The organism is Colwellia sp. 6M3, assembly GCF_014077595.1.
Lineage (GTDB): Bacteria > Pseudomonadota > Gammaproteobacteria > Enterobacterales > Alteromonadaceae > Cognaticolwellia.
Genome location: NZ_JACGWF010000097.1, coordinates 1 through 15220, shown reverse-complemented (window position 1 = coordinate 15220; position 15220 = coordinate 1). Strand labels below are relative to the sequence as shown.

General features: G+C 36.9%; 9 protein-coding genes and 1 pseudogene. 2 read left to right on the top strand and 8 right to left on the bottom strand.

Annotated elements, in window-relative coordinates; translation table 11 throughout:
* A partial coding sequence (locus tag H4J50_RS16195) for an Ig-like domain-containing protein (protein WP_182257353.1) occupies positions 1-5078 on the bottom strand: 5078 nt, incomplete at its 3' end.
* A 511-nt stretch (positions 5079-5589) separates the two neighbouring features.
* Entirely contained in the window at positions 5590-5841 is a 252-nt protein-coding gene (locus H4J50_RS16190; protein ID WP_182257352.1) for a hypothetical protein, read from the bottom strand.
* 539 nt (positions 5842-6380) lie between these two features.
* Between H4J50_RS16190 and H4J50_RS16185 the strand changes: the two are divergent.
* Positions 6381-7703 (top strand): annotated as a pseudogene (locus H4J50_RS16185) (M24 family metallopeptidase).
* A gap of 371 nt (positions 7704-8074) precedes the next feature.
* Here the strand turns inward: H4J50_RS16185 and H4J50_RS16180 are convergent.
* From H4J50_RS16180 to H4J50_RS16160, 5 genes are read right to left on the bottom strand one after another with little or no spacing between them, the layout of a single operon-like run.
* A complete protein-coding gene (locus H4J50_RS16180) occupies positions 8075-9691 on the bottom strand; it encodes a TniQ family protein (RefSeq protein ID WP_182257351.1) in 1617 nt (538 codons plus the stop codon).
* Positions 9688-10617 (bottom strand): TniB family NTP-binding protein, encoded by a 930-nt coding sequence (locus tag H4J50_RS16175; RefSeq protein WP_182257350.1) that lies wholly within the window; start codon positions 10615-10617, stop codon positions 9688-9690. The genes H4J50_RS16180 and H4J50_RS16175 overlap by 4 nt, the downstream gene beginning before the upstream one ends.
* Positions 10604-12670, bottom strand: coding sequence for a DDE-type integrase/transposase/recombinase (locus tag H4J50_RS16170; RefSeq protein WP_182257349.1), 2067 nt, complete (start codon positions 12668-12670; stop codon positions 10604-10606). Before H4J50_RS16170 ends, H4J50_RS16175 begins: the two co-directional genes overlap by 14 nt.
* Positions 12658-12888, bottom strand: a complete 231-nt coding sequence (locus H4J50_RS16165) for a hypothetical protein (protein ID WP_182257348.1) — start codon at positions 12886-12888, stop codon at positions 12658-12660. Before H4J50_RS16165 ends, H4J50_RS16170 begins: the two co-directional genes overlap by 13 nt.
* Positions 12885-13538, bottom strand: coding sequence for a TnsA endonuclease N-terminal domain-containing protein (locus tag H4J50_RS16160; protein ID WP_182257347.1), 654 nt, complete (start codon positions 13536-13538; stop codon positions 12885-12887). Before H4J50_RS16160 ends, H4J50_RS16165 begins: the two co-directional genes overlap by 4 nt.
* Positions 13539-14374: 836 nt before the next feature.
* On the opposite strand from H4J50_RS16160, the gene H4J50_RS16155 reads away from it, so the two are divergent.
* Positions 14375-14704, top strand: coding sequence for a hypothetical protein (locus H4J50_RS16155; RefSeq protein WP_182257346.1), 330 nt, complete (start codon positions 14375-14377; stop codon positions 14702-14704).
* 298 nt (positions 14705-15002) lie between these two features.
* Here H4J50_RS16155 and H4J50_RS16150 read toward each other — a convergent pair.
* Positions 15003-15220, bottom strand: a 218-nt coding sequence (locus H4J50_RS16150) for a hypothetical protein (protein WP_182257345.1), incomplete at its 5' end; no start/stop codon positions are given.

Sequence of the window (15220 nt, the reverse complement as noted above, 5' to 3'; positions counted from 1 at the left end):
TAGTTACTGCTGACTTGAGTCGCAGACGTATTAAAATTACCCACACTGTCCTGAGCTACATTAGCGTTTACATCTAGTGTCACAGAACCATCTGCAGTCGGTGTGATCAACGCAGTATAAGTACTCGTATTTACCGTAGTAAAACCACTAGCATTGCCATTCCCAACACTGATATCGCCAACAACAAACCCTGAAACAGCTTCACTGAAAGTAAACGTAACAGTGAATGGAGCATTACTTGTCGCAGGTACATTTTGAATAATGACTGATGGACGACTGGCATCATATTGGCTAGTTACTTGAGTTGCCGCCGTATTCAAATTACCCACACTGTCTTGTGCAACATTAGCATTTACATCTAACGTTACCGCACCATCTGCGGTCGGTGTGATCAATGCGGTATAAGTACTCGTATTTACGGTAGTAAAACTATTAGCACTGCCATTACCAACACTAATATCACCCACAACAAACTCTGTAACAACTTCACTGAATGTAAACGTAACGGTGAATGCAGCATTACTTGTTGCTGGCACATTTTGAATTAAAACTGATGGACGACTCGCATCATAAGTACTGCTAACTTGAGTCGCCGCCGTATTAAAATTACCCACACTATCTTGTGCAACATTAGCATTTACATCTAACGTTACCGCACCATCTGCTATAGGTGTGATCAAAGCAGTATAAGTGCTGCTATTAACTGTAGCAAAACTACTAGCACTACCGTTTCCAACACTGATATCACCAACAACAAAATCTGCTACCGCTTCGCTAAAAGCAAAGGTTGCAGTAAAGCTACTGTTAGAATTAGCAGGTACATTCTGAATTACAACTGACGGTCGACTTGCATCATAATTACTACTGACTTGAGTCGCAGCCGTATTAAAATTACCCACACTGTCCTGAGCGATATTAGCGTTTACATCTAAAGTTACCACTCCATCAGTTGTTGGTGTGATCAATGCGGTATAGACACTCGTGTTTACGGAGGTAAAGCTGCTCGCGCCACCATTCCCGACACTGATATCACCAACATCAAAATTTATTACCGCTTCGCTAAAAGTAAACGTAACAGTGAATGGCGCATTACTTGTGGCTGGGACATTTTGAATAGTAATTGATGGACGACTTGCATCATAAGTACTACTGACTTGAGTTGCCGCCGTATTAAAATTCCCTGCACTGTCTTGAGCGACATTAGCATTAACATTTAACGTTACAGTTCCATCAGCTATAGGGGTGATCAATGCAGTATAAGTACTGGTATTTACGGTAGTAAAACTAATAGCATTGCCATTACCAACACTGATATCACCCACAACAAAGTCTGTTACCGCTTCACTGAAAGCAAACGTAACGGTGAATGGAGCATTACTTGTGGCAGGCACATTTTGAATAGTGATTGATGGACGACTTCCGTCATAAGTACTGCTGACTTGAGTCGCAGCCGTATTAAGATTACCTACACTATCTTGTGCAATATTAGCATTAACATCTAACGTTACCGCACCATCTGCGGTCGGTGTGATCAATGCGGTATAAGTACTCGTATTTACGGTAGTGAAACTGCTCGCGCTTCCATTCCCAACACTGATATCACCAACAACAAAACCTGTTACCGCTTCGCTAAAAGCAAAGGTAACGGTGAATGCAGCATTACTTGTTGCAGGTACATTTTGAATAGTGACTGACGGACGACTAGCATCATATTGGCTAGTTACTTGGGTTGCAGCCGTATTATCATTACCCACACTATCTTGTGAAACATTAGCATTAACATCTAACGTTACAGCACCATCTGCAGTAGGTGTGATCAACGCAGTATAAGTACTGGTGTTTACCGTAGAAAAACTACTTGCACTGCCATTACCAACACTGATATCACCAACAACAAAGTCTATTACCGCTTCGCTAAAAGTAAAGGTAACAGTGAACGGCGCATTACTTGTGGCTGGTACATTCTGAATTAAAACTGACGGGCGACTTGCATCATAGGTACTGCTGACTTGGGTTGCAGCAGTATTAAAATTACCCACACTATCTTGTGCAACATTAGCATTAACATCCAACGTCACAGAACCATCTGCGGTCGGTGTGATCACAGCAGTATAAGTACTCGTATTTACCGTAGTAAAACCACCAGCACTGCCATTACCAACACTGATATCACCTACAACAAAATCTGTTACCGCTTCACTAAAAGTAAACGTAACAGTGAATGGGGCATTACTTGTCGCAGGTACATTTTGAATAATGACTGATGGACGACTTGCATCATATTGGCTAGTTACTTGAGTCGCTGCTGTATTAAAATTACCCGCACTATCTTGAGCAACATTAGTATTAACATCCAACGTCACAGAACCATCTGCGGTCGGTGTGATCACAGCAGTATAAGTACTGGTATTTACGGTAGTAAAACCACTAGCGCTGCCATTACCAACAATGATATCGCCAACAGCAAAGTCTGAAACATCCTCACTAAAGGAAAAAGTTGCTGTGAAAGCAATATTAGTACTAGCTGGAACATTTTGAATAGTTACTGACGGACGACTGGCATCATAGGTACTGCTAGCTTGAGCCGCCGCCGTATTAAAATTCCCCACACTGTCTTGGGCAACATTAGCATTTACATCCAACGTCACAGCACCATCTGCAGTCGGTGTGATCAACACAGTATAAGTACTGGTGTTTACGGTACTAAAACTGCTCGCGCCACCATTCCCAACACTAATATCACCAACAACAAAGCCTATTACCGCTTCGCTAAAAGCAAAGGTAACGGTGAATGCAGCATTACTTGTTGCAGGTACATTTTGAATAGTGACTGAAGGGCGACTAGCATCATATTGGCTAGTTACTTGGGTTGCAGCCGTATTAAAATTACCTACACTGTCCAGAGCTATATTAGCACTTACACCTATTGTCACAGTTCCATCTGCTGTCGGTGTGATCAAGGCGCTATAAGTACTCGTGTTTACGGTAGTAAAACTGCTCGCGCCACCATTCCCAACACTGATATCACCAACAACAAAATCTGTTACCGCTTCGCTAAAAGCAAACGTTGCAGTAAAGCTACTGTTAGAATTAGCAGGTACATTCTGAATTAAAACTGACGGTCTACTTGCATCATAATTACTACTGACTTGAGTTGCCGCCGTATTAAAATTACCCGCACTGTCTTGTGCAACATTAGCGTTTATATCCAACGTTACCGCACCATCGGCAGTAGGTGTGATCAAAGCCGTATAGGTACTGGTGTTTACGGTAGTAAAACTACTAGCACTGCCATTACCCACAATGATATCGCCAACAGCAAAGCCTGAAACATCCTCACTAAAGGCAAAAGTTGCGGTGAAAGCAATATTAGTACTGGCTGGCACATTTTGAATTTGTACTGAAGGCTGGCCTGAATCTACCGTTAATTCAGCATTAGTTTGATCCGAAAGACTGTCAACGCCATTAGTTACTGTCGCAATAACGTTATAGACGCCATCGAGCATGGTGTCTGCAGTAGGTACAATTAACGACCATTGATTATTTGTAACTACAAAATCAACATTTTCATGATAAGAAATATTGTTCAGTTCAATAGTTAATAACTCTGAATCAACTAATGAACGATAAGCTAAACCGCTTAATGTCGGTGTAGGGTCAGCTGTATTTAAGTTATCTACGGTTGGTATGCAACTACCTCCATTTATTGCAAATACTTTTTCTGTCGCATTCCCAATACTAATGCCTAATGCATCTGCCGTGGGGTCAGCAAAATTTGTCACAATATCACTAATAACAGGAGATAAAATATCATCAACAACAAGACTACGAATCAAATTTAACAGTAATGTCGTATTGACTAATGCTGGGCTCGGAGTCGTGGTAAGTACTGTATTAGAGAATAAAGTGCTTAGTAGCGCATTAACCACGCCAACACCCGCTGTTGTGGTTTGACTTTCAGGAAATGGAGAAACAAAGTTAAGACTTTCTAAAGTGCCATTTGCATTGGCATTAGCACGTGCTTCTAGTGCAATAGTTTCATTACCACCTATGCCTAGATCAATGTAAATACTACCTATAACTACAGGCGCTACTTCTGTTGCATAATCAATATTACTGGTTAATGTTCTATCATTAAAGTTAGCCGCACTAATCTGGCCTAAGTATAAACTTGCGACTCCCGGCGTTACATTTAAACGTAAAGTTTGCGTTAAATAAGAAAGCTGATCAACGGTCCCATTAGCTCTAGCAACGTCGGCATAAATTTCAAAGTCTGTCAGAGTTACCTCAACACTTGCTAAACCTAGCGTCAAGGGAGCGGCAGCCACATCAATAAGATCTGCTAATATTCTTAGCCTAATAGATGAGGTAGTAAATGCGGTTCCAACAGGACCACTGACTAATTTAGGACCTTCAACAGCAATCAAGGCAGCAGATACATCACTAAGAGAAATAGATAACGGACCAAATGTACCGTTAAGTCCGAGGGTAGATAAATTTAAAGAAATGTTTTGAGCACTGATAGCATTTTGGTGGTTAAATGCTTGCATTATCAACATGTGAAAATCGAGAACATTAACGGTTGTAGATAATACAGCGCTATCTTCTACATTTAAATCAATAACATCTAAGAACGAAAAAGTACCCACGGGCACCTGAACTTTAATATTATTTAACGTGGCAATGGCAACAGTATTGCCACCTTGATTTTGTAAAACTGTAATTGCTGCATCTATAGCTTGCACTAAGCTGATATTGGCAGCAACTGCATCAGATTTATTAGCAACACTTAAATCTATCGCTAAAGTATCAAGGTATTCTTCGAGCTCTATCCCCGCCGTTAATAATGAGCTATATCCAGTATCTGCAATAGAAAGTTTTACATTTAACCCTAACAACCCACCAGTTATAAAGTTAATTAATTCTGCATCAGCGCTACTAACGGTAGCCACGCCACTGCTGGCAACAAAAATCGCTTCGCAAGTTTCAGTTGCTTTTACATAATACGATGTAATGAGCAGCTGAAAAACAAAAAACCACCTAAAGGTCTTAAGTACCTTTTTTAAATAAATATCCATATCTATTGATCACCAGCATTTTGAAAAATCTATAACACATCAAAAATTGTTCAACGTATTAATAGAGCCTAGATCAAGAATTTGAAAAGTAAAAAATAAAATAAAAATATATTTATATAAAGATACCTCATACGCCTACTTTGGTGGGTTTACGTAACCACATTATCGATTAAGGCATGATTTAGCTTTATTATTAAGAGGTTAACTGCGTGTTCGAGGGGATTGCTATATGAAGAGTACTTTTCTACTTAATATCCGTTGTAAATTTAAAGTTACAAAAAATACAATAAAGCTGAAATACTCAGATAGCTTGAAACTAAGTAGGCTTATTTATAAGCGGAAGAACAATCACTTTATAGACAGCTTTGCAGGCAGCGTAATATCATGTATTTAATAAAAAAGAGAGGGATGTAAGAGCACCTAAATATGATTTGCTGTATATAAAAAGTATATTGATTTTAAAGCGTTCACTATGTTTTCAGATTAATTTTAGCTCCTTAAACAGTTAGCGTTACTTAAACCAAGCCTTACCACCAATAAATTTATAAGCCGGCAATCCACGGATCAAAGTTTCGCGAGCAAACGGTTTTTGGCACTTAGGGCAAACACAAGACTCAACAGTATAGTCTTGGCTGATCCTTTCTTTAAAACTTTTAACTAACGCCCCTTTACCCCCCTTTCGATATTTAAATAATAAGCAGTTACAAGCTACGCAAAAAATATCAACGGTTTTTGTTGGGCCTTTTTTATTTGGTTTTGCCATAAATAATTACAAAATAAATGTACATATTTGATGATCAACGTGATCATTATTAAGTAGCGAACTTTAACTTACTTTGGAAGCTTAAACACCATAAAGGTTACTTCACTTTACTAACTAAACACTCACTAACCTACTTATATCAATATTTAATTAGTATTGAAAACTTCACTCTATATGATAAAGCAAGCCTCTATGCTTCACTTACTTTTTTTAGGTTAAGTACCCTAGAATAAACTTTATCCTTACTATGTATAGTGCTTACTCAACACTTACTGGGCACTATTCAAACTTACAGCAAAGAAACTAATGTAAAAGAATAATGCGATTTCGACCCGTTTAATTACCCCGCTTAATTACCCTGTTTAATTACATAATCTACAATTAAAAGTGCTGACGAGTTCTCATTCATATTCATACACCTCATGAAAATGTCTTTTTGTCGGTAACTACTTGCTCATGAATAAAATAACCGCTAGCGTAAAGCTATAAAGCTTTACTATTCCACCTGAGTAACACTTTTACTTTATATAGGAAAAAATATGAACATCAGTAAAAGAACTTTTTTAAAAGCAAGTGGTGCAAGCGTTGCCACTATGGCGATTGCTACCCAAACACTTACATCAACCAGTATTGCAAAGCCTTTCGGTGCTCAATCTACTACAAATAAACAACCAAATTATCCACTGAAGTCTATTACCAACACCATTGAGGGCATAACTAAAGCAGAGCGACTTGAGCGAATAGCTAAGGCTCAAAAATTAATGACAGCACTTGATATTTCTGCACTGATCCTTGAGCCCGGTGCTGCTATGGATTATTTTTCAGGAGTACAGTGGTGGCGCAGTGAACGCTTAACAGCCGTTATTATCCCACGTGAAGGCAATATATCTGTTGTCTGTCCTTTTTTTGAAGAACCAAGTGTTCGGGAAAGTTTAGCCGTAGGTGACGACATAAGAGTTTGGCAAGAACACGAAAGTCCTTTCTCATTAATTCAACAAATATTACACGACTCAGGATCAGACAAAGGTAAAATCGCCTTTGAAAACTCTGTCAGATACTTTGTTTTAAGTGGTGTCATGTCGAAGTTGTCTAACATGTAACATGTCAGTGCTGAGCCAGTAACTCGTGGTTGTCGTATGTATAAAAGTCAACACGAACTTGAATTAATGCACAAAGCGAATGAAGTGACCTTACTTGCCTATGCCGATGTATTTTCAAAGCTGAAAGCGGGTATGAGTCAAAGCGATGTAAAAGCATTAATGAACACTGCCCAAGAACAATTAGGCGGGAAAGGTGTATGGAATATGGCGCTGTTTAATCAAGCCAGTGCATATCCTCATGGTACTAAGCAAAAACAAATACTCACTGAAGGCTCAGTCGTGTTAATGGATTGCGGTTGTAATGTTCATGGTTATCAATCTGATATCAGTCGAACTTTTGTCTTTGGCGAGCCAACCAAGCGCCAGCGTGATGTTTGGCAGACGGTAAGACAAGGCCAAGAAATAGCTTTTGAACAAGCGAAAATAGGTACACAAGCAGGCTTAGTTGATGATGCAGTACGTAAATTCTACCAAACTAAGGGCTTTGGTCCAGGCTATAAACTGCCGGGTTTGTCTCATCGAACTGGACACGGAATTGGTATGGAAGGACATGAAAGTGTCAACTTTGTTCATGGTGAAACTACCCTGTTAAAACCCGGCATGTGTTTCTCTAATGAACCTGGTATTTATATTCAGGGTGAGTTTGGCGTGCGTTTAGAAGACTGTATTTACATGACTAAAAATGGACCGAAATGGTTCACTATGCCACCCGCATCATTAGACGAACCGATAGGGAAATTAATTAAACTAAATACCACTTAACTTTATATTTTAGTTTTAATAAGTTAATACCTTAGTCATGATCAGTCATTTATGATCATTCCAATCTAAAGCCGGATCGGGCTTCTTAATTTTTCAAAGAGTTAGGGAGGTCGTTCTAATTTAGAAAACTCGATTTTCTAATTAAAACCTAGATTACTGGAGGTAATTCCATTTGACAGCTAGATTTCTGTATTTGGCTATATAAAACTATATTTTTAAAGTGATATATTTATTTATTAAATCGTATTTTTTATACTGAAATCAGAGAGAAAAGCAAAGTTTTCTCTCTGATTGATTAATAGATTAGATTAAACTCAATAAAAATCAAGTTTAATTATTTTGAAAGTCTTAGGTACATGAATTAAATAAAACTATTGAATTTCATTTATTATTTTGGTGAATTTATCTGTTTTAATGAAAATATAAGCTACATCTAGCTTCTCTGTTTTGAAGGCGAATGCAGGACGTAAACCATGGTTGGTATCTAGGTCACTAACCAATTTTTTTATATTAATCTTTTTAATCCTTCCAATACGATTAAGTACTTCAAATTTCATAAAAAAATCATTAACAGAGCTTGTGATAATTTTGTTGCCATCGTGTTTAATAAGCCCGCATTTTATCATTACATCAATTTTACTTGTGGTTGTTCCAAGCATGCCTGCTAGTTTTGTATCTGAAACCCCACCAATATTTACATTGATATTGTTGAGCAAAATATCGAACAAATCTGATTTCAATATATAAAGCTTTTCTATCAGGGTACCTTTTGGCTGTTCGGATACATATACAGGCAGATTTTTCGATGTTACATGAGTTAAAAGGTCTACTTTGTTAAACCCTGAAAACTTAAGAAGATCAAGCTCCTTCGAATTGAAGCTGACTAATCCTGCATTCGCCTTCATGTCGTCAGTTAAAGGGATAGTTCTATTGCGAATGACTTCTATCAACTTATCAGCACAATATAAAACGCAACCAGTTTGACTTGGATGTATAAACGAATATGCATTAAACAAACTTGCAAATTCAGCCCTTTTAAGACCGAAAAAATAAGTAATATCTTTTTCAGATACAATGTTGCCTATGGAGCAATCCATAAGTGAAAAATCAGGAAAGTAGTTATTATTTTTAGTGGTATCTTCTTCATTACAGGCAAGTTTAATTTTTCTTAATAGATGCTTATCTAAGAAAATCACTTTGTTAAATGGAAGGTTTACAGCTCTTTCTCCAAGAATGCTAAAACGATTCCGTTCATTAACCACGAAATCCTGCCATTTGTTTTTAAAATTGTCATTTATTAACATTAAGAAGCCTTCAAAGTATAGGCTAGCTAATGTTCGTGGCTGGGTTTGTTCAATAAACTTTCTCCAGTTAAATACATCATTATCAGAACAAAGCATTTCGATAACACTTTCTATACAAGTCAGAAGCTGAAGCTGATCTTCTTTTGATAGTTTAGAAAGTATTGGAAGAATTGAACAGGTATCATCAGTAGCTTTTATTAGACTTTTAAAGCAACTTCCACAACTAACACCGTACTCTATTTGTATCGGTGATTTACAATACTGACATGCGCTAATTAATTCACATTGGTGGTTTTCGCAATACCCATTAGCAACATGCTGCCAATGTAATTTGTGAGAAGATCCTTCACTTACACACAGTGGGCAAATCCTAATGGTTCTAACCGCATGACTACCATACAATTGTTTGTTAAGGTCCAGCATTGAGTATACTTCTTTAGGGTATAGCTGCTGATTAACTTGGTTACTATCTAATTGCATAGGTTTCGCCAAATTATTAATAATGCGCTCAGTTACAGGGGATAATACAAACCAGTTGATTTGATGGATGTTTGATACATATATGACATCAAGAAAAGCCCCTAACTTTGACCACCCGTAGAAATTAGCTACGCGCTGAACGAAACCGTATAAGCTCTCATCTTCGATTGGCAGGATTTGCTTTGGAAAAATAAAATGATTCATTTAATCCCTATCCTACGCTTAACAGTGGTCCATTTATCTGTGTCAAATGGGTTAACCTTCCTTACCTTTATATCATCCCATTCTTCGCTTATCACATCATCAAATGCAGAAGCAAAGTGTTCTAAAGCAATTTTTTTATCTTTGCTTAATTTGAAATAATGTAATGCTTTATTAGTGATGTGATTTAATATTCTTAAATCGCCTCCACAAGCATAAGCAAATCGATGAACGGAATTCTCACTTGCCATATCAAAATTAGTAATCCCCTTTGTCATACTGAAATCTTCAAGAAATTCTTGAAAGTAATTGAATTCATCGTCATTTTCAACAGTCATAACTTTTAAACGCCTAAGGCTACTAAACCTTGAGTTTATTTGCTCATTAATTAGACCGCCAATTTCTACGGTAGTTATACCAGTGAAAACGAGTGAAACTCCATACTCTTCTGATATATTCTTTAGTTCATCGAGTAATTGCCGTGCAACTACAGTCCCGCGATATTCGATAACATGTTGGAAATCATCATATATAAACACTTTACAGTGCAGGTTTTTTATCAACGCCTCTTTTCTCTCTCTTTTCGAATTTGAAGTACCTTTTCGAGGTGCTGGGTCGCCTAATGCTTTAAGCTCACTTTCCAACATTAATATTTCTGATGGTTTAGAGGGCGTTCTAATATATACAATGGGGGATGGTTCACCAGCAGCTAACTTGTCATCCCATGTAGTTTTATAATACTTAAGAATAGATGACTTACCAGAGCCAGTTGGTCCGGAAATAACTACCCCACAAGGCTCACCAGCAACAGCTCGACCATGCACATAGTCAAGTTCATTCAGAATATCTGTGCAATGTTCCATTTCAATAAATTGACGTTGAGGTAATTGCGAGGCAGCTTCAAAGTGCTCTCTTTTAGAATTTTGCACGAATTCTACTCCCTTTTTTGCGAGTTTTATGCTCAGTTACTTCAACCTGAGTATCTACCTCTACTGATGGAGATGGCTCATCATGAACTTCTTTTTCCTTAGGTTTATTTTGGTTAGCAAGGCTTGCCAATTTTCCAGCCAAATTTCCTTTTCCTAGTTCGACTGGTTTTGTTAAATCTTCCTTACCTTGCTTTTTGAGCTTCTCAGCTTTTTCTTTAGTTGCTAAAGATTTTTTCTTGGCTTTTAGCTTAGCCTCTTCAGATTTAACTGAATTTTTTCTTCCAATAGCATTTTGTATTGCAGTGTTGTTATGAGCATCATAGACATTACGTTTTTTCTTATGTGAAGGACCAATCTCATTATCTAGCATTGATTTGTATTCAAGCTCACTCATGCCGTCATAAATCCTCTGGTTGGTATTAGGAACGAATATCCATTCATATGATATTGGATGAAAAGCAATTATGTGACCTATATTGAGATTGCTATAAGACACCTGTATTTCTAGCCCTTTGTCCTTGAACATCGGATTACCTTTCAACTCGCTATACCAATCTTGCAAAATAGGGGCATTATATCGATGGGTGTTAACAGTAAAACCTCGATTTTGATGCAATTTAGGGTGCTTTACCCTGCCTCCCCAGCTAGTGAATAAGTCAGTGTCTTCAGGAAATGAGACAAGACCTGGCGCATCACTTACTGACTTATTCCATACATTAAAAGGTGTTCTGTTGTTTCTTAATCCATTGTGGCTATTCATGTGATAGTGATCACAAATGTACTCTTCTAATGATTCACGAAATTCACTTACAGTTAACGTGGCTTCTTTCTTAAGATTACTTTTTTCAGTGAAAACACCTTTGAATCGAGCAGAGCCGAGGTATCCTGGGAGCTTACTTAGATGCTGTATTCTGAGTGTTCGAAAAAAGCTCTCAATAAAAGGCTTGCGGAAAGGTTTCTTTACAGCTGTTGTTAGTCTATTTATTTTAAAATGGGCTAAGTAACTCAAAAAATGATCTGAAACAAAAGCGGCACCTGCATCGCAAACAGCCATCGACATTTTTCCACAAATTTTTTCCCAATTTTTACGTTTTTTTGGCATAACAGCGTGTTGCATACATTCCACTGTTAGTTCAACCGTTTCACCACCTTGACCAACATGAAGGCTATAGCCCAAAATACAACGACTGAATACGTCAATAGCCATCATTACGATGACACTTCCTAAATATTCATGAGTTTCGTCATCTAAAAGACCGATCTGAATGTGTACAGCATCAAACTCAACCCTCGCTAAAATTGATGAACACTCAAAGATTTTCATCATTTGGCGAGATTCAAAATCTCTTACAGTTCGTCCACACTGCGCTTCAACAACATCATAATACTTAAGGTCACTCACCCAATTAGCAAATGTTGAAGCACAAGGTAAATCTTTTTCCTCATAGCCAACCTTTAATGCTTCTACTTTTAATATTTCATAAGCTTCAATACATGTGTAAGGTTCGCTACAAAGAATGCAGTCCACAATAACGGTATCAGCAAGTTCAACAATATTGCTACAAAACTTACTATTTCGACCACGGCCACCTTGCGACAGCAAAGCCATTTGAGACTTTAAATTGTCATTGTACTTTTTAACCCAGCCATTAATGGTTGAAAGACCCGCAGGATACTTATCACCTGTTATTCCCATGGCTTTTGCTCTAGCTAACAGTCCTGATTTTTTAGCCGTAGGAGCGCTAGGGTTTGCTTCAATGGCACAATTAATATAAATCATCTTTCGCTCAACCTGTGCTCGCTGTATGTCTGTCATCAATGGGATGACTGGCACGACAGGTTCGTTTCTAACAAACTCTAACTTCTCACCAATTAGTCCCTGTAAGACGCAAACATGAAAAGGTTCTCTTTCTCCATTTTCTCTCTCAGCAACAACAGTTTTACTGTCACTTAATACAATTAGGTAATGTACATATTCATCGCTATTTTCACCTTTTAAATTAAATCTTGTTCCTGGTGTAAATGAGGCATAGGTAGTTGCTAATGCTTGCATGCTAACCTCCCTTGGCTTTCAGGTATGACCAACCGCTTGTCACTTTGGCATTGCTGATACCAGCGTTTTACAGTACTCACTGAAGGGCATTCTTTATCTCCCATTTGTACACCAACCATGTAAATAATGTGTGCAAGCTTTACATTACTGAATGGAGGTATTCCAGCGTAATTTTCAATGGCGTATAGATAAGGTTTCCTTTTATTTAACTCATTCATAAAGCCTCCTTATAAATGAGTAAATTTTTACGGATTGGCTCTTCAAAATTCATGTTTAACTGATGCTGCGCAAGCATATTGAAAATAATGTGAGGCGGAGTTTTAGTATCTAGAAGTAACTCATTAAAATGAGCAAAGGACATGACGTTTGATGATTCATTCAGTACTGTTTCTATGTAATCAGCTCTGGTTGTATTAAACAAGTATCGGTGCAATGTTTGGTAGGTATCAATATTTTTTCCTACATAAATATCCAGTTCAGTTTGAACTCGGAATTTTATTCCTTCATCTGCAAAAGCTGCCCCAATCTTATCGAATTTTTTTCTATTCTCTGGGGTGTTGTATTTAATTTCAGGTTTTACCTCTGTAACAAGAAAAGTACCTTTTAAATCACGTTCAACTATATCAGAAGTGTATTTACGTTTATTCCCTTTTTCATCGAACCAAATTACGGATATTGGTTGGGTTTCGAAAAAATCAATATTTTGACTAAATTGACGCAGATGCAATGCATCGTACTCTAGATAACTTTCACAAAGTAAAGCTTCAGTATTTTTTGTAGTGTTGTAAGAAAGTGACGCATTTATCTTCGAGTATCGATAAAGCGGTTTCGCTAAGTGGTCTTTTTTTTTGGCAAATATTGAAGCCATAATGTGATCTCCTAAAAATTAAAATCACACTAAATTATAAGCACATCTTTTCCCTTTGCAATTAGCACTTTTAAATATTTTTCTTTTTTATCAATAGCTTATTATACATATGTGTATAATTATTATTGATAACGGATTGAAAAGTAATAAATATTTTTTTCACTTAAATCACTAAAGATATTTTAAAAATATTCATTAAACTTCATTTCTAGATGTTTTATGCTTTCATTTTCACCATTTTATTATAATGGTGCCATAAGGTGCTATCGACTTTTCGTTATTCCCAAAGAACAAAACAGTATTTCATCAACAGACATGGATAAGCAGTAATAATCAATCAAAGAGAATGATTGATTTTTTTGAATTTACGAAGAACTCTGCTCATGTTCTTGATAGGCATGCTGTTAGTTATACTGAAGATAATTATCTAGGGTAAGCCTTTCTATTAAATGCCAAATGGCTTATGACGGATATTACCCCCTCCCCTTAATGAGTCCTGATTTGATTTTTAATACTGGAAGTGGTTTGGCATCAAGGGGCTTTATTTTTGGCTCCTTTTGAAGCCAGAAGGAATTGAATTTACCAATCCACCAATTATATTTATTGTGAACTCGCTTAATTTGAAATATTAAGTATTTTGCAGGTGAAACTGCTTTTTTAACGACATTGGATACCCGGAATGAAAAACTATGTCGCTTATTATTCACTGTTTACAATTCTTTATGATAAAACTCAACCTAACTGTTAGGTTGGCCAAAAATAATTTGATGCAGCTATTTACTTTTTTATTTTAAAGCTTATGTTTTAATTTCAAACACAAATTATGAGGATTAAAAATGAAAAAAATATTAGTATCAATTTTAGTTATATTATTTACCACACCAGTTGTAGCAGACACATCTAAAGAGTTACCGATTTCCATAAAGAAATTCAACTCAATTATGAAAAAATACGACTACGTTCAATCAATTATCTCGATTGTTTCAGCAAAAACATGTATAGAAGTAAAAAATATAGAAACTGCATTTGTTATTGAATACAGTACTAAGTCATTTAACAATGCAGAGCTAAAAAAAGACACAATTAACATTTGCAAATTAAGGCAGGATATTTGCGATAGTCTCAATAACGAAAAATCAACGCAAGACTGCAACACAATATTATAATTAGAGCTTATGCAAATTTTATCTACTATAAAGGCAACACTTTTCACTAACCATCGTATACCTCAGATAAAAAAATTCTCTGTGTTTACACCAGGGATTTGTTGTGACCGTTTTAATAGTGTATGTATAAAAGCCAAATTAATAAAAAAGGTCAGTAACACTTGAGAGCCATTCTTATTAACCCCTCTAAGTTTTGAATCCAAAGCACCTTGTGCAGTGCCTCGAATTGGTCACTACTCAAGAGGCTTTATTTTTGGCTGCTTTTGAAGCCAAAAGGGTCAATTTTTATTAGCCTTGCCTAGTCAGGATCAAGTTGCTTCAGGAAAGTTTTACCGTCAATAAGATCACTTTCTTCTAAATTCTGAAATCGGATTTTAACCAGTGCCAATTTTTCCATTTCATCAACATCACAGTCAAGGTGATCTTCGCACCGCCAGATAATTTTCTTTCTAATAGCATTGGGGCGTTCTGGCGATGGTGCAACTATTTCAGTTCTGATATCGACATGTTTTTTAT

Excerpts from the sequence above, each read along its gene's own strand:
- H4J50_RS16170 (WP_182257349.1), bottom strand. The coding sequence starts at position 12,670 with ATGCAAGCATTAGCAACTACCTATGCCTCATTTACACCAGGAACAAGA.
- H4J50_RS16160 (WP_182257347.1), bottom strand. The coding sequence starts at position 13,538 with ATGGCTTCAATATTTGCCAAAAAAAAAGACCACTTAGCGAAACCGCTT.
- H4J50_RS16155 (WP_182257346.1), top strand. The coding sequence starts at position 14,375 with ATGAAAAAAATATTAGTATCAATTTTAGTTATATTATTTACCACACCA.
- H4J50_RS16180 (WP_182257351.1), bottom strand. The coding sequence starts at position 9,691 with ATGAATCATTTTATTTTTCCAAAGCAAATCCTGCCAATCGAAGATGAG.
- H4J50_RS16190 (WP_182257352.1), bottom strand. The coding sequence starts at position 5,841 with ATGGCAAAACCAAATAAAAAAGGCCCAACAAAAACCGTTGATATTTTT.
- H4J50_RS16165 (WP_182257348.1), bottom strand. The coding sequence starts at position 12,888 with ATGAATGAGTTAAATAAAAGGAAACCTTATCTATACGCCATTGAAAAT.